This window comes from Bacillus salipaludis, assembly GCF_004358205.1.
In genome coordinates this window covers 259262-276757 of the sequence record NZ_SMYO01000006.1, presented here as the reverse complement: position 1 = coordinate 276757, position 17496 = coordinate 259262, and the positions used below count along the sequence as shown (strand labels likewise).

The 17496-nt window shown below is 41.1% G+C and carries 20 protein-coding genes; all 20 read right to left on the bottom strand.

The window, feature by feature from the left end; translation table 11 throughout:
* Positions 1 to 141: 141 nt before the first annotated feature.
* Positions 142 to 1383 carry a glutamate-5-semialdehyde dehydrogenase gene (locus E2K98_RS14500; protein ID WP_133335243.1) on the bottom strand — a complete coding sequence of 414 codons (1242 nt, stop codon included), beginning with the start codon at positions 1381 to 1383 and terminating at the stop codon, positions 142 to 144.
* Positions 1380 to 2504 (bottom strand): glutamate 5-kinase, encoded by a 1125-nt coding sequence (gene proB / locus E2K98_RS14495; RefSeq protein ID WP_133335241.1) that lies wholly within the window; start codon positions 2502 to 2504, stop codon positions 1380 to 1382. The genes E2K98_RS14500 and proB overlap by 4 nt, the downstream gene beginning before the upstream one ends.
* A 516-nt stretch (positions 2505 to 3020) precedes the next feature.
* On the bottom strand, positions 3021 to 4331 hold the full coding sequence (locus tag E2K98_RS14490; protein ID WP_133335239.1) for an FAD-dependent oxidoreductase: 1311 nt from the start codon (positions 4329 to 4331) through the stop codon (positions 3021 to 3023).
* A gap of 150 nt (positions 4332 to 4481) precedes the next feature.
* A complete protein-coding gene (locus E2K98_RS14485; protein ID WP_133335237.1) occupies positions 4482 to 4682 on the bottom strand; it encodes a helix-turn-helix domain-containing protein in 201 nt (66 codons plus the stop codon).
* A gap of 96 nt (positions 4683 to 4778) precedes the next feature.
* Entirely contained in the window at positions 4779 to 5426 is a 648-nt protein-coding gene (deoC, locus tag E2K98_RS14480) for a deoxyribose-phosphate aldolase (RefSeq protein WP_133335583.1), read from the bottom strand.
* Positions 5427 to 5600: 174 nt separating this feature from the next.
* Positions 5601 to 5864, bottom strand: a complete 264-nt coding sequence (locus E2K98_RS14475) for a EutN/CcmL family microcompartment protein (protein WP_133335235.1) — start codon at positions 5862 to 5864, stop codon at positions 5601 to 5603.
* Complete coding sequence (locus E2K98_RS14470; protein WP_133335233.1) at positions 5864 to 6139, bottom strand: BMC domain-containing protein; 276 nt, start codon at positions 6137 to 6139, stop codon at positions 5864 to 5866. The genes E2K98_RS14475 and E2K98_RS14470 overlap by 1 nt, the downstream gene beginning before the upstream one ends.
* 3 nt (positions 6140 to 6142) lie before the next feature.
* Complete coding sequence (locus tag E2K98_RS14465; protein WP_133335231.1) at positions 6143 to 6427, bottom strand: EutN/CcmL family microcompartment protein; 285 nt, start codon at positions 6425 to 6427, stop codon at positions 6143 to 6145.
* Between the two features lie 15 nt (positions 6428 to 6442).
* Positions 6443 to 6898 carry a ribose 5-phosphate isomerase B gene (gene rpiB / locus E2K98_RS14460; RefSeq protein WP_133335229.1) on the bottom strand — a complete coding sequence of 152 codons (456 nt, stop codon included), beginning with the start codon at positions 6896 to 6898 and terminating at the stop codon, positions 6443 to 6445.
* On the bottom strand, positions 6895 to 7722 hold the full coding sequence (tpiA, locus tag E2K98_RS14455; protein ID WP_133335227.1) for a triose-phosphate isomerase: 828 nt from the start codon (positions 7720 to 7722) through the stop codon (positions 6895 to 6897). Before tpiA ends, rpiB begins: the two co-directional genes overlap by 4 nt.
* 11 nt (positions 7723 to 7733) lie before the next feature.
* On the bottom strand, positions 7734 to 8012 hold the full coding sequence (locus E2K98_RS14450; RefSeq protein ID WP_026576337.1) for a BMC domain-containing protein: 279 nt from the start codon (positions 8010 to 8012) through the stop codon (positions 7734 to 7736).
* 98 nt (positions 8013 to 8110) lie between these two features.
* The gene (locus E2K98_RS14445; RefSeq protein WP_133335225.1) at positions 8111 to 9529 is read right to left on the bottom strand and encodes an aldehyde dehydrogenase family protein; all 1419 of its coding nucleotides are present in this window, start codon (positions 9527 to 9529) and stop codon (positions 8111 to 8113) included.
* 2 nt (positions 9530 to 9531) lie between these two features.
* Positions 9532 to 9831 (bottom strand): EutN/CcmL family microcompartment protein, encoded by a 300-nt coding sequence (locus tag E2K98_RS14440; RefSeq protein WP_133335223.1) that lies wholly within the window; start codon positions 9829 to 9831, stop codon positions 9532 to 9534.
* 5 nt (positions 9832 to 9836) lie between these two features.
* Entirely contained in the window at positions 9837 to 10559 is a 723-nt protein-coding gene (locus E2K98_RS14435; protein WP_133335221.1) for a hypothetical protein, read from the bottom strand.
* Positions 10537 to 11214: a phosphate propanoyltransferase gene (gene pduL / locus E2K98_RS14430; RefSeq protein WP_133335219.1), complete on the bottom strand. Its 678-nt coding sequence runs from the start codon at positions 11212 to 11214 to the stop codon at positions 10537 to 10539. Before pduL ends, E2K98_RS14435 begins: the two co-directional genes overlap by 23 nt.
* 6 nt (positions 11215 to 11220) lie before the next feature.
* Positions 11221 to 12171 (bottom strand): sugar-binding transcriptional regulator, encoded by a 951-nt coding sequence (locus tag E2K98_RS14425; protein ID WP_133335217.1) that lies wholly within the window; start codon positions 12169 to 12171, stop codon positions 11221 to 11223.
* A 280-nt stretch (positions 12172 to 12451) separates the two neighbouring features.
* Complete coding sequence (locus tag E2K98_RS14420; RefSeq protein WP_133335215.1) at positions 12452 to 13807, bottom strand: aspartate aminotransferase family protein; 1356 nt, start codon at positions 13805 to 13807, stop codon at positions 12452 to 12454.
* Between the two features lie 104 nt (positions 13808 to 13911).
* The gene (locus E2K98_RS14415) at positions 13912 to 15372 is read right to left on the bottom strand and encodes a CoA-acylating methylmalonate-semialdehyde dehydrogenase (RefSeq protein ID WP_133335213.1); all 1461 of its coding nucleotides are present in this window, start codon (positions 15370 to 15372) and stop codon (positions 13912 to 13914) included.
* Between the two features lie 166 nt (positions 15373 to 15538).
* A complete protein-coding gene (locus E2K98_RS14410) occupies positions 15539 to 17152 on the bottom strand; it encodes a PucR family transcriptional regulator (RefSeq protein WP_133335211.1) in 1614 nt (537 codons plus the stop codon).
* Positions 17153 to 17213: 61 nt separating this feature from the next.
* Positions 17214 to 17426, bottom strand: coding sequence for a hypothetical protein (locus E2K98_RS14405; RefSeq protein WP_133335209.1), 213 nt, complete (start codon positions 17424 to 17426; stop codon positions 17214 to 17216).
* Positions 17427 to 17496 lie beyond the last annotated feature (70 nt).

The window sequence follows — 17496 nt, the reverse complement described above, 5'->3', positions numbered from 1 at the left end:
GGTATGCTGGGAATTGGATTTTGGGTGAAATTACACTCTATTATCGAATTGGAGCGGATTATTTGCGAATCAAACTACTTTATTTGCGAAACTGGGCTATTTATTTGCGAATCACTCAAGTTTATTTGCGAATCGAAAAATTCACACCCGAATCTGTCCCGTTCCAAGCACCAATGCTTTGGTTGTCGTAATCGCCTTCAATCCCATCGGTCCGCGTGCATGCAGTTTTTGTGTGCTAATCCCAATTTCCGCGCCATAGCCAAACTGTTCCCCGTCTGTAAAACGAGTCGAAGCATTATGGTACAAAACAGCTGCATCCACTTGCTTGAAAAATAATCCAACATTTTCAGTGTTTTCACTGATGATCGCTTCCGAGTGCTTCGTTCCATATTGATCAATATGGTCAATAGCTTCCTGCACATCTTTGACCAATTTTACAGATAATACAGGTGCTAAAAATTCTGTGCCCCAGTCCTCTTCGGAAGCACCCATAACAAACGGATATTCCCCAGATAACCGCCCCTCGCCTCTTAACTCAACACCCTTTTCATGTAGTACGTTCAAAAGTTCAGAAATATAAGGCCATTTTTCGTGAATTACCAACGACTCCGCCGCATTACAAACAGAAGGGCGGTGCAGTTTCGCATTTACTGCAATCTCAATCGCCATGTTTTTCTGGGCAGTTTCATCCACAAACACATGACAATTGCCTACTCCCGTTTCAAGCACTGGCACAGTAGCATTTTGAATGACCGATTGAATTAACCCAGCTCCACCTCGTGGTATAAGAACATCCAAGTATTGATTTAACTTAAACATTTGCGCAGCCGTTTCCCGGCTAGTATCCTCTAATAATTGAACCGCATCTGCCGGAATTTTTGAACCGTCAAGGGCCTTTTGCATGACATTAACCAAAGCCTTATTAGAATAAAGTGCCGAAGAGCTTCCCCTTAATAAAACAGCATTTCCAGCCTTTAAACAAAGACTTCCAGCATCTACCGTAACATTCGGTCTTGCTTCATATACCATTCCCACGACACCTAGGGGTACCCGAACGGTTTGAATCTGTAAGCCGTTCGGACGATCCCATGATTCAATCGTTTCCCCAATCGGATCCTCTAAGTCTAGCAACTGATGAATTCCTCCAACAATTCCATCGATTCGTTCTTCAGTTAAAAGCAAACGATCTAATAAGGATTCAGTTAATCCATTTTTACGACCTTTCTCTATATCCTTCGAGTTTTCTGCCAAAATGAACTCTTTTTCGTTTGTTAAAAAGTCAGCCATTCTTGCCAAGGCATCGTTTTTATCTTCAGTCGACAATCCTCCTAAGGTTTTCGCAGCGTTTTTAAGTTTGATTGCTTTTTCGATTAGTTCATTCATCGTTCTATTTCCTCCTTTATAATCGCCACCCAATTATCGCGATGGATGACTTCTGCCCGCTTATTAATGGAAAAACTTTTGGAATAATCTCCTGATAAGCCTTTTACTTTTTGTAAAACTTCTGAAGAATAATAGATTTGTCCTTTGCCAACGATTTGACCTTTAGGGTTTCGAACAATGACAACGTCAAAGGGGTTAAATTCCCCGACGACCTTTGTTACTCCTACCGGCAGAAGGCTTTTCCCATGCAATAGAATTGCTTTTTCCGCTCCTTCATCGATTTCAATAGTACCTTTGACTTGAGAATGATAGGCAATCCATTGTTTTCGCATTTGCATTTGTGTATGGAACCGGCCTCCAATATAGGTTCCATCGCCTTTACCTGCTAAAATATCTACAAGTTTCTCTTTGCCTTTGCCAGTGCCGACAAAGACACTGACCCCGAGCGATAAAGCTTTTTTCGCAGCGAGCAGCTTAGATTTCATTCCGCCGGTTCCAACCGATGATCCAGAGTCTCCTGCTACCCCAAGCAGTTCAGCGGAGACTTCGGCAATGAAATGGTATTTTTTTGCATCCTTAGATTGTTTCGGATTGCCATCGTAAAGCCCATCCACATCGGTTAAGATCATTAAAGCATTTGCATGTAAAAATCCACTGACCAGTGCTGACAACATGTCATTGTCTCCAAAGGTTAATTCCTCAATGGAAACTGAATCGTTCTCATTGATAATTGGAACTGCTCCTCTTTGCAGTAATTCATGTATGGTTGAAAAAAGATTATGGAAACGTTCTTGGCTGTAAAAATCTTCACGGGTAATAAGAATTTGTGCGGGTGTTATCTGAAACTCTTGAAACAGTAAATGATAATGCTGCATTAATAACCCTTGACCGACAGCGGCAGAAGCCTGTTTTCCAGCTGTATTTTTCGGGCGGACGGGATATCCGAGCGATGAAAATCCTGCTGCAACTGCACCGGATGAAATCAGAATCACGTCATGGCCTTGTTTTTTTAAAAAGGCCAGTGCTTGGACATGATCGGACATTTTTTCTTTAGAAATGGCTCCGGACGCATCTGTAAGCGAACTGCTCCCAATTTTCACAACAACGAGTTGTTTTTTCATATCTGTTCGACCTTTCCTTTTTAAAATAAGGCTCTGTTAAACTTAGTTGTTGATCTCCGCTACAGGCACTTCGCTTTCCGTGGGCGGTTCGGGGAGCCTCCTCGTCGCTACGCTCCTGCGGGGTCTCCCCTGTCCCGTACTCCCACTGGAGTCTTCGTGCCTTCCGCTCCAATCAACGCTGTTCAAAATCAACATTGTCCTTTAACACAGCCTAAAATAAAAAAACGATTCTTCTGCCCTTAGAAAAGGACGGAAGAATCGTTTCCGCGGTACCACCTTTATTGGTGCCATGCACCCAACTTTAACCCCGTAACGAGGGAAACGGCTTATGTTTGCATAAGCAGCCTACTAGGGCAGGTTCGATCCTCTTTCCGTGAGAAACCTTTCAGCCAGCGGGTTTCACTCTCTAACACGTTCCAAAGATTTACTAGTCCCATACTTTTCCGATTTCAAGATTTACTAGATATTATCCAAATGAAACCGTATTTTGTCAAGATATTTTTCGGAAATTTCAATTTATCCTTTTCTTTTAAAAACTTCCTTGAGGATGTAGGGCTTAAAAAGGATGGTTGGTGGACTAACTAAGTTCATTACCTTAATAAATTCATCGTAAATTTTTCTGTTTTTTGCGGAAAGTAGAAAGATTTGTTTTACATACCACTGCTGAAACTTCAATCCAAAAGGTCTTTTTCCTTTGACTGCTTCGTATCGGAAATCTTCGCAAAGAACCATGGACCAGACTGGGGCAACAATTTTTGCTAATTTCTTCTGCAATTTATTTAGGTTCATATGTGGTGGAGTTGAAGCGAAAAACTCCCTGATTGCAAGTGCTTCCAATGCAGCGACACTCATCCCCTGGCCAAATACCGGGTCAACCCGGCAAAATGAGTCACCGGCAACTAGCAGTCCTTCCGGTAGTTGTATTTGGTCAAAGCGTCTCCAGACAATGTGAGGAATTTGATAGATTTTTGTTTCAGTTAAGGATTTCCCGCCTTCTAATTCTTGTGCAAAATCTGGTAAAGGTAATTTTTTTGCATATTGCGAAAAGCCTTCTTCAGTTCTTATTTCTGCGGGATCAATAGAATTCAAATATCCTATTAGGGTAACAATATATTTTTGATTCTCAATCATAGAAAGTGTCCCCCCCAACATTTGTTCAGGAGGATTGGGATAAATGAGTTTTATTTTGAAATCTCGATCGCGTTGCGGCAATTCATATAATCTCGTGGCATAGCAGAGACCGATTTCTACCTTTTCCTCTGGTACGTTCTTACCCTGTTTTTCTATGCATAATTTTGATAACGAACTTGCACCACTTGTATCAATGACAAGGTCGGCAGTGAACGGTTCTTGTTTTATACAAACTCCGCAAACCCGTTGGTTTTGTATCAAATAGTTTTCTACTTTAACACCGTATGTATAGGTAATATTTTTAAGTTGTTTTACTCTTTTTTCTACATATGTCTCTAACAATGGTCTTGTCTGAAGAAGTGTCGTTAATTCAGTGCTATAGCGCTGCTTCCAAACACCATGGTGAAACCATGCTAGGTCATTGATGGAATCAATTTTAACCGAGCCCAGTGCCACCATATCCTCTTTGAATCCTGGAAACAATGTCTCTAGTGCTTGGTCACCTGCATGGAGCAATGCATGGATGTGATTCGCTTGAGAGACACCAGGACGAATCTCTTTTTCCTGGAGTGGTTTATTATCCTTTTCAAATATATGTACCTTGCTAAAATAAGGGGAAATGGCTGCGGCAATGAGTTTACCCGCCATTCCTCCACCGATAATAATGGCTGTTTTTGTAAAATTGTTTTTATTCATATAGAACCTCCGATGAGGATATTATACTTGTTTATTTTAAACTAGTGGTCTGAAAAAGTTGTAAAATATAAATTTATTTTCCACTTTAACCTATTTATTTGCCAATATAAAAAAAGCCCTTGGTCTAAACCAAGAGCCCACATCAACCGATTAAATCGACACATCCCCGATCGCAAATGTACAATTTAACGCGTCCGATAGCTTATATAAAGCTGAAACTTGAACATCCATTTCCCCTTCTTCAATCGCAGCAATTGTTTCAACGCTAATTCCTGCCAGTAAAGCAAGCTTTTCCCTTTCCATCTCACGATTTACTCTTATTTTCCGTAGCTGCTGGCCAATAGGGTTCATTCACTTCATCTCCTTAAGATATGTAAGCGATTACAATTCTACAAAAATAGGATTAGAGCTCCTCCTAAACCCAGTTTAGGAGAAACTCATTCAATATTAATACCCAGTACCTTTACCACCCGTAATAATTGCAATACTAGAGCTAGCACCAATTCTTGTTGCGCCAGCCTGGATCAGCTTTCTCGCCGTATCTAAATCCCTTACACATGCGGAAGCCTTCACACCCATTTCCGGGCCCACTGTTTCGCGCATCAGCTTAATATCTTCAGCTGTTGCACAACCAGGCCCGAAGCCTGTAGAAGTTTTAACAAAGTCTGCCCCCGCCATTTTTGCAAGAAGACAAGCTTTTTTCTTCTCTTCTGTTTCAAGAAGGCCAGTTTCAATAATTACTTTTACAGGAGCATGGCCTTTAGCGGCTTGAACAACACCTTCAATATCCTTTTTCACCGCATCAAAATCACCTGATTTAAGTGCACCAATATTGATGACCATGTCGATTTCCGTTGCTCCATTTGCTATTGCATCACGGGTTTCGGCAATTTTAACAAACGTACTTGTCGCGCCGAGTGGGAAACCGACAACTGTTGTGACTCCCACACCAGATCCTTTCAATTCAGCAGCAGCAGTTGAAACCCAATAGGGATTGACACATACCGTAGCAAAATGATGCTCTTTTGCTTCTTCACAGAGCTTAATAATCTGCTCCTTAGTGCTTTCAGGCTTTAATAAAGTGTGGTCGATCATACGGGCAACAGCTGGACCTGTGATAATATTTGAAGAAGGGCCTTCCTTATAACTCACATTTCCAGAAAGAGTCGGTTTCGCCTCATTTAATTCTTGTTTATTGGTTAGTTGTTGTAAAATTTGATTGGTAATTTGTTCAACCAATGCTTCAATTTGCATCGTGTTCACCCCACATTAATGTATTCGGTCAACGATTCCGGCAATCACGGCATCAAATGCTCCCTCTGGATCACCTAAAATCTCCCGTGCCGAACCGCCTTCTTCAATAACAAGAACATAATCGCCAACCCCGGCATGAAAATGATCAATGGCAATCATTGCATCACCGCACTCTTTTCCAGTCGCATCCACAGGAATGACAACCATGAGCTTCTTGTTTTGATGACTAGACGTTTTAATCGTTGATACGACATTTCCAACGACTTTTGCCAGCTTCATTATTTAGCTGCTGGAAGGATTTTTTCAATATCAGAATGTGGTCGTGGGATCACGTGCACGGATAAAAATTCGCCTACGCGCTGTGCTGCTTCTGCACCCGCTTCGGTTGCTGCTTTAACCGCACCAACATCACCGCGAACCATAACCGTTACCAAACCGCCGCCAACTTGAACTTTTCCTAATAAAGAAACATTTGCCGCTTTCATCATCGCGTCTGCAGCTTCAATTGCACCTATTAAACCTTTTGTTTCAATCATTCCTAAAGCATTGCTCATCTATTATTCCTCCGTTCTCTTTTCCACATTGTAATACTCAATATTTCCCATAATTCCTGCATCAGAAGGGACTAAATCTTTGCCAAGCGGAATGGATGACTCTTTACTTTTAGCTAGGTAAACAAGGTCCCCCACACCGGACTGTCCAATCGTATCAATAGCCACAAGTGGTTTTCCTTTATCCTCTAATTGGTCGTCAACTGGTTGAACTACCATCAGCTTTAAACCTCTTAAATTATCATTTTTATGTGTGCAGATCATATTCCCGATCACTTTGGCTACAAACATATTAAAACCCGCTTTCTAGCGATGTAAGAAACGACTCTCAATCTCCATAATTTTCGTTACACGGCGATCGTGGCGGCCGCCGACAAAATCTGTTTCCAGCCATGCCTTCACTAATTGCTTAGCCAAGCCCTCACCGATAAACTGCCCCCCAATCGAAAGGACATTTGCATTATTATGCTCGCGGCTGTTTATCACAGAGGATAGGTCCCAGCAAACTCCTGCGCGGATACCTGGAATTTTGTTTAACACCATACCGCTGCCAATCCCGACACCATCAATCATGATACCGACATAATCAGTGTTTGTGGCAACGGTTTCTCCGACTAAAAAGGCAATATCCGGATAATCAACTGATTCCTTTGCATGGCAGCCAAAATCGAGATATTCATAGCCTAATTCGGTTAAATATTTTTTTAAGGATTCCTTAAGTTCGTATCCACCATGATCACAGCCAATTGCAACTTTTTTCATATGTTAGGTTCTCCTTTGGCAAATACATCAATGATTTCATCAAAAGATGATGCATTCAAGCTGGCACCGCCAACAAGTACGCCATCAATATTGGGCATGCTCCTGAAGTCAGCTGCATTTTCACCATTTACAGACCCTCCATACAGAATCGAAATAGTTTCGGCACGATGCCCGACCAACTGCTTTAACACGGAACGGATGTAGGCGTGTGTTTGCTCAGCCAGGTCCGCTGTTGCCGATTGTCCTGTACCAATCGCCCAAACTGGCTCGTATGCAATAATTAACTGACTCATATCAATACCCTTTAATGCTCCGAAAAGCTGTCTGGACAACACCTGTTCCGTTTGGAGAAGATTTTTTTCCTCCAATGTTTCACCCACACAAAGAATGGGTATGATACCAGCCTTTATGGCTTTTTTCACTTTTCGGTTAATTGTTGCATCATCTTCTAAAAAGTACTGTCTTCTTTCAGAATGACCGATGATAGCATATTCGCAGCCAACATCCTTCAACATTCCTGTAGAAATCTCACCCGTATAAGCACCTTTTTCTTCCCAATGGACATTTTGTCCACCTAAACCAATCGGCTTCTTAATCTGCTTGATCATGAGCTGTACGGGATATAACATCGGTGCCGGTGGACAAACGACAACCTTTACATCCTGCCTGCCTTTCAATTTTTGAAAAAATTCAGTTGCTTCTGCGATCGTTTTGTTCATTTTCCAATTGGCAACCACATAGGTTTGCCGTTCGTTTCGAAACTGCAGATGTAAAATCACATCTCTGACAAGATTTTTAATATAGTTTTCAATGGACGGTTCCATTTGAATTCACCTTATTCTGCTTTCGGTAAAATTCCGTCAACCTCGCTGTTTGGACGTGGAATCACGTGTACAGAAAGTAATGTTCCAACACGCTGCGCAGCTTCAGCACCAGCCTCAGTTGCCGCCTTTACAGCACCCACATCCCCGCGAACCATAACCGTCACAAGACCAGCACCGACAAACTCTCTGCCAACTAACGTAACGTTTGCGGCCTTCACCATCGCATCTGCTGCTTCAATTGCACCGATTAATCCTTTTGTTTCAATCATTCCCAATGCTTCTTGACTCATGTTTATTCCTCCTATTTGGACCTTTGATAGTGTATTTTTCTTTTTATTTGTTTCCTTCTGACCTACTTCTTGTAATTCTGGCAATCTACTTCACCACTTTATATAATTCTTAATCCATCTACTAAAACGCAGCGGCGCTGACGGGTAAAAGTTCGAGCAGAGGTTAATCCCTCACCTGTTGGTCCGGCAATAGTTAAGGTTGTAAAGCCTTCACTTTCAAAACCTAACCCTGCTACAGATGGACCGTTTTTCACGAAAATTGTCGCCTGGATTTCCTGCGCCATTTTTGTTAGATTTGTAATGTTTTGTGAATGCATAATCGCCGTGTGGCGATTTCCCTTTTCCGCTATAACAGCAAGCTCAATCGCTTTATCAACATCAGGAACCCGAACAATCGGCAGAATCGGCATCAGCATCTCAGTCATTACAAGCGGGTGGTCCTTTGTGGTTTCAGCAATAATTAATCTTACATTTGGATTTGCTTGGATACCTGCAGCTTGTAAGATGACAGTGGCATCCTTTCCAATAAAATCTCTGTTTGGATAGAACTTATCATTTTTCTTAACCAAGACTTTTTCCAAAACTTTTTCAAGCTGATAACCCTTAATTTCAACTGCACCATTCTTCACCATTTCCGCTTTGAGGGTATTGGCGGCCTTATCTACAACAAATACCTCTTTTTCTGCCGTACATAAAATATTGTTATCAAAGCTTGCACCCTTCACAATGTCGGCAGCAGCCTTTGATATAACTGCAGTTTCATCAACAACAACAGGAGGATTTCCGGGACCGGCAGCAATGACCTTTTTCCCGACGGCCATCGCCGCTTTGACGACAGGACCGCCGCCTGTCACCACTAGTGCATTCACAAGTGGATGGTTCATTACTTGTGTTGACGTTTCAAGATTAGGGCTTGCTACAGACGTCAAGGTATTTTCCGGTCCACCAGCAGCCACAATCGCCTGATTTAGCAACTGTATGGTTTTAATCGAAACACGTTTTGCACTTGGGTGTGGATTGTAAGCCACTGTATTGCCCGCTGCGAGCAATGAAATTGAATTGTTGATGACTGTTGCAGCTGGATTTGTTGACGGTGTAATCGAGCCAAAGACACCAATTGGTGCATATTCCACAACGGTCAGGCCATTATCTCCGGAATAAGATGTACTGACTAAATCCTCAACCCCGGGTGTTTTATTCGTGGCCAGTAGGATTTTAGCAATTTTATCTTCTACTCTTCCTAAGCCTGTTTCTTCAACTGCAAGTTTTGCTAAGTCTTCCGCATGTTCACGGCTGACCTCGCGCATTTTTTCAATCATCCTTCTTCTTGTAGCAATAGGGAGCTTCCTCAGCTTTTCCCATGCCGTTTTTGCAGCAGCTGCCGCTTCATCAACGGTTGTGAACACACCATGTCTGAGACTGACTTCATCTACGGATTCTGGTGGAACTGTTTGCGTACCTAACTGCTGCAGTACCTGCTCTACCATTTTTTTAATATCGGATTCGGTAATCTGCAAACCTATGAACCTCCTTTAAGGAAAGTTAACGCCCCTTCGATTTCAATTTGATCGACAATCCCAACAATTGCCGCATCAACAGGGACTCCATTGGTGATTTCTGTCTGCCTAGCGGAGCTGCCGCTGACAACTAACACAACCTCACCTTCTCCAGAACCGACTGTATCAATCGCAACAAGCGCTTTACCGTCCTCTTTCATCGTTTTCATATCCAGCGGTGTAACAATCAGAAGCTTTTTCCCGACTAATTTCTCTGCTTTTGTGGTGGATACAATCGATCCAACCACTTTTCCAATGATCACAAGCTTCACCCCCTTAGAGGACTAATTTTAATGTTGAATTCTTTTGCAAGGTCCTTGGCAACAGGCGTTATCCTGCTTTTAAAAGGTGTGGCAATTTCCTTTAACCCTTCTTGATATGCTTTTTCAATATGTTTACCTAAAATAAGAGGCTGCTTATCCTCGTTATCTATCATTTGCTGTTCAACGGTCTGGACTAATTTCCGTAATGGTACCCATTTCACTTGATCTGTCTGGATTTGACGAATATAGCCTTGTAAACGCTCCAGGACGGATGGTGGTGCAAGTATTTGTTGATAAACATTGGGTTCAACCTGATCACTGGCAATCACAATCTGCTTCCCAAGTAATTGGGTTTGAATCGTGAACCAGACGGCAGCTTCATCATCAATGGATAATGCAAGCTTTGTTAAAAGCTGATAGGACGCAGCCGGAATAACCAAAATTGATGTTTGGTTAATGATCTCCATCAATGCCTGTTGAGTGGAATCTTCCATAAGAATGTACTTGGTTTCGTTCAGTTCAGACAGCTCCCACTCCTTTGTTAAAAGTACTTTAACATCATAGGACTGTTGCAATGTAGAAACCGCTTCCAAAATTTCTGTTTGATTTATAGTTTGATAACCTAATAGAATGGTAATCGGCTTCCTGCCCTGATGTTGTGATAGCTGCTTTACGTAATCTTCGACTACTTTCTGAACAATTTGTTTAACCGTTTCGTTCAAATCCATTTAATTGGCCACCACCTTTCCTTTCAATGGAAACAATTTCTCCCAATTGTCCATTTTTAAGATTGGCAGCGTTGGCCTCATCTAGATCAAGGTGCATCTCAAGCCTGTACTTGGGAGAAACTCGAATAAGAACATTGGAAAAAATAATTCCCCGCTCTCCCCGTGTTTTCACTTGAACATAATCGCCATCGGAAACGCCAAAGTTTTCAGCATCACTTGGATGCATATGAACATGCCGTGCGGCACAAATAAGCCCTTCTTGAATTTGGATTTGCCCCCTCGGTCCTTGAATCGTAATCCCTGCTGAACCTTTAAGATCACCTGATTGACGGATTGGGGGATTTACCCCAAGTGTAAAGCCATCAAATAAGGATATCTCCACTTGGGTCTTTCCTCTGGAAGGGCCAAGGACGCGGACATTTTGGATTTTTCCATTAGGGCCAATCAGTGTAACGGTCTCCTTAGCAGCAAACTGGTTCGGCTGTGATAACTCCTTAAGTTTTGTTAATTTGTAACCCCTGCCGAACAATCGGTCTACATGTTCTCCTGACAAGTGGATGTGCCGATTTGAAGCTGCGATCGGCACAAATTTTAATTCTTGTAGCGATGCTTTTACAACTTCCTCGACAATCGCTTGAATTTTTTCTTTATTCATTCCTGGTCAATCACTCTCCATCTCCAGTAATGACCTCGCTGTATACTGATCGGTAATCAGAATATTTGCATACCGGCCGGTTAGCGCACCGTAAATACCATCAATTTTCGATGCTCCTCCTGCCAGCAAAATCCCATATTCTTTCTCAGCTAAATCTGACAGTTGAATCCCTATGGTACGATCATTTAAGGTTTCATTGCATATTAGCCCTTCCTGATTTATAAACCGCGAACAAATATCCCCAACTGTCTTGTTTTTCCTTAAAATTTCAATATCTTTATCGAAAAAATAGCCTGCTTGCATTAGAGTCGATTGCACATCCGGTTCCCCTACTGTATAAATGGCAATATTGGCTTTTTTCCCAAGCTCTAGTGTTTTTTTCACATGTCGGTCAGCCACAATCGCCTCTTTGACAACATTCGAATCCACAATAGCCGGTACTGGTAAAAAATGAGGAGTTGTATTAAAAGCGTTTGCCAATCCATTAACAATCTCTGCAGCATATGTGTTGGACTCTGAATAACTTACCCCACCGTTCAACTGGACAATGGTAACGTCCTTTACATTCTTCGGCTGCATTTTTTTCACGAGTTGATATATTGTGGTTCCCCATGTAATCCCGATTGTATCGCCGCTTTCCACAATCTTATACAGATAATCGGCCGCGGCCCCACCCAATTTTTCTTTTATTAGTGGATCTTCAAAGCTTGCTACAGGTGTAACAACGCAGTGTTTAAGCTGAAACTTTTCCTTCACTTGCCTTGCAATTTGCTCAACATCTTCGGTTGGATTAAAAATTTTAATTTGAACAATACCCTCTTGTTTTGCCTGGACAAGGAGCCTGGATACGGTTGGACGGGAAATACCTAGTCTTTTGGCGATTTCCTGCTGACCGTAATCAAGTTGGTAGTACATTTTAGCTGCCTCCACCAACCGCAAAAGTTTTTCATCCGCCATCGTAAATTCTCCTAAGATTATGTTTTTAAAAGAAACCGTTTTCATTAACCCTTAAAATTTTAAAAAGTTGAAATTATGTAAAAATTTTTTTGAACTTTTGTTAATTTTATTATAACTTACCATTTTTTACTGTCAATTGTCTCTCTCGAAAAATTCCGACATTTTTTTAAATTATATTAGACAAAATTCTTTCGATTCCCAAGAAACTGTCTATAAAATGAACCATTGCCATTTACATAAAAAATACCCGCAATCCTAGGATTGCGAGTGATTCTTTATTTTATACCAATTTATTTAATGCTTCCGTTAACGTTTTTACAATAAATTCTAAATCTTCCACTTCTATATTTAATGGAGGTGAAAGGGTTAAAACATTATTATATCCGGCAACTGTTGCCCCGTTTTTACCAATTAATAAGCCTTTTTCCTTACAGCTTGCAATGACCTGGTTGACTAGAGCAACATCTAGTGGTTCCTTTGTCGCCTTATCCTTTACTAATTCAAGTCCGATTAAAAGGCCATTACCGCGAACATCCCCAACATATGGATGGTTTTGCAGCAAGTTCTTTAAGTCATTCAATACCCTTGCCCCAAGGTCACGGGATCGGTCAAATAATTTTTCATTTTCCATAATTTCAAGATTTTTCAGTGCCAAGGCACAAGCTGCCGGGTTCCCGCCAAAGGTGTTGACGTGGCGGAAATAATCATATTCTTCCGTACCCTTAAACGCTTCATAAATTTCCTTTCGAACAGCTGTTGCGGATAATGGAAGATAAGCACTGGTAATACCTTTTGCCATTGTTATGATATCAGGCTTCACCCCGTAGTTCATAAATCCGAATGGTTTCCCGGTGCGGCCAAATCCGCAGATGACTTCATCCACAATTAAAAGGGCACCATGCTTCTCGCAGATTTCTTTTGCTGCCTTCATATATCCTTCCGGTGGAACAAGAATTCCTCCACCTGTGATAATTGGTTCCATAATCATCGCGGCAATTGTTTCGCTAAGTTCCCACGTCATAACACGGTCAATATCCTTAACAGATTGCAATTGATGCGGATCGGATACATTTGTATCATCACGATACGAATCCGGAGGAGCGATATGAACAAAACCAGCAGAAAGAGGCTCGTATTTGTATTTTCTTTGTGCCTGGCCAGTTGCTGCTAAAGCGGCACCTGAGTTCCCATGGTATGCTCGGTAGCGGGAAACAATTTTATAGCGATTGTGATCGCCTTTTTGCTGATGGTACTGGCGTACAATTTTGAACGCAGTTTCATTTGCTTCGGAACCACTATTGGAGAAAAAGATGACATATTCTTCCCCAAGCATTTCATTTAGTTTTTCTGCCAGTTTAATAGCTGGAACATGGCTTTGGGAAAGCGGGAAATAGGCCATTTCTTTTAATTGCTCATAGGCAGCTTCTGCGAGCTCCTGTCTTCCATAACCAACATTGACGCACCATAGACCAGCCATAGCATCTAAATAACGATTTCCGTCAGTATCGGTAATCCATGAACCCTCAGCCTTCTGGGCCACAATCGTTGCTTTCGGATTATACGGCTTCATCGCATGCCAAAGATAACGATCATCCTGTTCAAGTAATGTTTCCTGTGATCCACTTGTTTGAACCATTTTCTCCACACTCCATTTCATGCTCTTTTAATAGTATATTCTTCACTATTTCTGATGCGCTGAGGGGGCTTTGGTGAAAAGCCCCAAATTAGCAAGAATGCTTATTAAAAACGTGAAGTTATCATTTTTTTACGAGTATAGAAGTTTAAGCCATCTTTTCCGTTAACATGGAGATCACCGTAGAAGGAATCCTTCCAGCCGGAGAATGGAAAGAAGGCCATTGTTGCAGGGACACCTACGTTAATTCCGAGCATGCCGGCTTCTGCCTCTTCACGGAATTGACGGACTGCTTTTGCATCATTTGTATAAATGGTTGCTCCGTTCCCAAATCTTGATTTACGGATATATTCCAAACCTTCATCTAAGTCTTTTGCACGCAGAAGACTTAAAACAGGACCGAAAATTTCTTCTTTCGCAATCGTCATATCCGGTGTCACATGGTCAAAGATAGTAGGTCCTAAGAAATTTCCTTCCGGAAGATCATTCATTTCTCTGCGGCCGTCCCGGATTAAATCAGCACCCTCTTGAAGCGCTTTTTCGATATATCCAAGTGCTCGTTCCCGTTGTTCTTTCCGAATAACAGGAGTCAATAACACCTCGTCTTCCATACCGTTTCCAATGATTAATTCATCTGCTTCCTTTTTTAATGCCTCGATAAATGGAGCATTATCCCCAACAACGACCACGGCACTACATGCCATACAACGCTGGCCGGCACTTCCAAATGTAGAACTGATAATATTTTGAACAGCCTTGTCTAAATCAGCATCCGGCATTACGATATGATGGTTTTTCGCACCGGACAATGCCTGAACTCTTTTGCCTTCTGCAGCTGCACGCTCATATACATATTTGGCAACTGGCTGAGATCCTACAAAGGAGATAGCAGCAACATCTTTATGATCAAGTAATCCATTTACAACATCGTGTGCACCATGTACAACATTTAAAATTCCTTTTGGAGCCCCGGCTTCTGTAAATAGTTCAGCTAAACGGTTAGCCAAAAGCGGTGTGCGCTCAGAAGGTTTTAAAACAAAGGCATTTCCACAAGCAACGGCCATTGGGAACATCCAAAGGGCCACCATCATTGGAAAGTTAAATGGCGTAATTCCTCCCACAACTCCAAGTGGATAACGGAACATTTCAGAATCAATATTTTCCGCAATCCCCGATAGCGTTTCACCCATCATTAAGGTTGGAGCACCTGCAGCAAATTCAACACATTCAATCCCGCGCTGAACCTCTCCGTGGGCTTCCTTGTAAGCCTTACCATTTTCCCGAACAATTAATCTAGCAAGCTCTTCATGATTGTCAGATAAGAGAGTATGGAATTTAAATAGAATTCGTGCTCTTTTTGGAACCGGTACGTTTTTCCATTCTTTAAAGGCTGTCTTTGCCGCTGCGACAGCTTTTTCGAGATCTTCCTTTGTTGAAACAGGAACCTTTGCAATTACCTCATTCGTTGCCGGATTCAGCACATCTAATGTTTGCTCGCTGTTCGAGCTTACCCACTCACCGTTAATATAGTTTTTTAGAACTAAAGTATCATTTTTAATTACGCTCATATTTTGACCTCCTATTTTTAATCATAATTTTATGAATATTAAAAATCCCTATGTGTTAATTATCGCTCATAATCAACAGGCTTTCATTAGACAAAGTGTAAAATGGCGAGCATTATTTTTTCTACACTATGAACACTCTTCTAAAATATTATTCGAATATTCAAGACTACCTTGCCTTAAATTCTTTTTTTTGCCCAGATGGAGCTAAATAATCATTAACAAGAATCATAAATTCAATAGCTACCCGTTTTTCATGCTCCATAAAGTCCGGACCCAATAGGTTTTCGAGCTTTTGCAAACGATGATAAAGGGTCTGTCTCACGATAAAAAGCCTATTTGAAGTTTCTTGTTTTGACCCATTACATTCCAAATACGCCTTTAAGGTTTCAAGCAGCTTACCATTGTATTTTTGGTCATATTGTATAACGGGCTGTAAGTATTCCAAGACTAACTCCTGTAAATCTATATGTTTATTTATTTGCGAAATGAGTCGATAGAGATGTAAATCTTCATAAAAGGTATAAAGTTCTTTTTTTGTCATTTCCTGATGAATTCTAACTGTTTCCTTTGCGGTAAAATAGCTTTTATGGAGTTTACAAAGAGATTCGACAAACTTGCCGGTTCCAATAAACATTTTGGCTGTGTTTTGTTTTTTCATGAACTCAGATTCATGGATGGACTCAATAGCCTTTTTGATTCGTTCCTTTAAATTCTTTTTCGTTCGATTGTTTAACAAAATAAACACCAAGGAATTGCGTTTCTCGACGGAAAATACAGCAAAGCCATTTTGTTCAAAAACAGAGCGGAATAATAGTTTTAAGTAGGTTACATCTTGACTGGATTTTTCCTTTAACGCAGAAACCTTTGCAATTAAAACAACGGCATCACTTGTTTTCGGCTTGAACCCTTGCTCAAGTAAATACTCGTTTATCCCTTCCTCTGAATGTTCGCCGTCCAACCACCCTTGAAGCCATTCAAATTCTTCAACCCGTTTTTTCTCCTCCACATACAAATCCCTTAACAAATGCTGTGCCAAGGCTGTTGCGGTGCGATCTAAAATCAGTAAATCAAACTCACTGATTGGAAGCTCAGGTGAGAACAGATATAACTCTGCATATTCCTGGCCAAACAAATAAATTGGTGCATAGGCAAATTGACGATTGATCCCGGCTTTTGCACCTTCCAGTTCTTTAATTAAAGCTTTTTGATCATTGCCATTGATTTCAGGAACAAACTCGTATTCCTGATTTCTTAGACGGAAAATAATTTGAACATCTAAGGACGAAAAAATAAATTGGAGGATATCCTCATACGTTTCAATAGATAATAGCCGTTTATTCAGACTTTGTGAATAGTTCTCTAAATCAGAAATCATTCGATATTGTTGATTGATCATCAAGGAATGAATATCCTGTGTAATTTCAACGAAGGGAACTTCTTGTTGAAAAGCGATGATAGGAAAATGATGCTGGTTGGCAATTTCAATCACTTCAGATGGAATTTCAGTTAAATAGGTTCCAAGCTCAATGCATAAGCCCGCCGCCTGATTTTCAATTAATTGTTCAACCATTGTAAAAAATAGATGGTCCTCTTGCCAGGCAACACCTGTAGATAATATAAGCTCCTGACCGCTTAATAAATTTCTGATATTTTTTACTTCAACGACATGAACCCATTTGACAATGTGATGCAGCCCCTCAGCACCTGCAACCACCATCGCATTTTCAAAGTGCTTGCGCTGTAAAATATCGGAGACCTTAAGCTGGAAATTTTCTTTCATGTATCTGGCCCCTTTTTATGTATTAAAGGATTGGTGCGGGCACCAATCCTCTTTCAATCTATCAGCTTTGACTCTGTTGAATAAGCAAACTAGAAAAATACTTTCTGGCATTTGCAGTTCCAATCAGAAGTGTTTCTGTCTTTTTTTCTTCAGGATGAACAAAATCTACAGATGCACCATTTAAATGTTCATTGACCCGCTGAATACGAAAACCATTTTGAATAAGAAAATCTATTTTATCCCGTTCAGCTAGAAACTGCTGATGCTCTGACATGGTATCCCTCCGATTTAATACTATCCTTTCTACAAAAAGGCCTCTGTTTCCTTCCTAAATGGTCGAATCT

Bases quoted from the DNA above. Each gene is read 5' to 3' on its own strand.
- E2K98_RS14500 (WP_133335243.1), bottom strand. From the start codon at position 1,383: ATGAATGAACTAATCGAAAAAGCAATCAAACTTAAAAACGCTGCGAAA.
- proB (WP_133335241.1), bottom strand. From the start codon at position 2,504: ATGAAAAAACAACTCGTTGTTGTGAAAATTGGGAGCAGTTCGCTTACA.
- E2K98_RS14490 (WP_133335239.1), bottom strand. From the start codon at position 4,331: ATGAATAAAAACAATTTTACAAAAACAGCCATTATTATCGGTGGAGGA.
- E2K98_RS14485 (WP_133335237.1), bottom strand. From the start codon at position 4,682: ATGAACCCTATTGGCCAGCAGCTACGGAAAATAAGAGTAAATCGTGAG.
- deoC (WP_133335583.1), bottom strand. From the start codon at position 5,426: ATGATCGACCACACTTTATTAAAGCCTGAAAGCACTAAGGAGCAGATT.
- E2K98_RS14475 (WP_133335235.1), bottom strand. From the start codon at position 5,864: ATGAAGCTGGCAAAAGTCGTTGGAAATGTCGTATCAACGATTAAAACG.
- E2K98_RS14470 (WP_133335233.1), bottom strand. From the start codon at position 6,139: ATGAGCAATGCTTTAGGAATGATTGAAACAAAAGGTTTAATAGGTGCA.
- E2K98_RS14465 (WP_133335231.1), bottom strand. From the start codon at position 6,427: ATGTTTGTAGCCAAAGTGATCGGGAATATGATCTGCACACATAAAAAT.
- rpiB (WP_133335229.1), bottom strand. From the start codon at position 6,898: ATGAAAAAAGTTGCAATTGGCTGTGATCATGGTGGATACGAACTTAAG.
- tpiA (WP_133335227.1), bottom strand. From the start codon at position 7,722: ATGGAACCGTCCATTGAAAACTATATTAAAAATCTTGTCAGAGATGTG.
- E2K98_RS14450 (WP_026576337.1), bottom strand. From the start codon at position 8,012: ATGAGTCAAGAAGCATTGGGAATGATTGAAACAAAAGGATTAATCGGT.
- E2K98_RS14435 (WP_133335221.1), bottom strand. From the start codon at position 10,559: ATGGATTTGAACGAAACGGTTAAACAAATTGTTCAGAAAGTAGTCGAA.
- pduL (WP_133335219.1), bottom strand. From the start codon at position 11,214: ATGAATAAAGAAAAAATTCAAGCGATTGTCGAGGAAGTTGTAAAAGCA.
- E2K98_RS14425 (WP_133335217.1), bottom strand. From the start codon at position 12,171: ATGGCGGATGAAAAACTTTTGCGGTTGGTGGAGGCAGCTAAAATGTAC.
- E2K98_RS14420 (WP_133335215.1), bottom strand. From the start codon at position 13,807: ATGGTTCAAACAAGTGGATCACAGGAAACATTACTTGAACAGGATGAT.
- E2K98_RS14415 (WP_133335213.1), bottom strand. From the start codon at position 15,372: ATGAGCGTAATTAAAAATGATACTTTAGTTCTAAAAAACTATATTAAC.
- E2K98_RS14410 (WP_133335211.1), bottom strand. From the start codon at position 17,152: ATGAAAGAAAATTTCCAGCTTAAGGTCTCCGATATTTTACAGCGCAAG.
- E2K98_RS14405 (WP_133335209.1), bottom strand. From the start codon at position 17,426: ATGTCAGAGCATCAGCAGTTTCTAGCTGAACGGGATAAAATAGATTTT.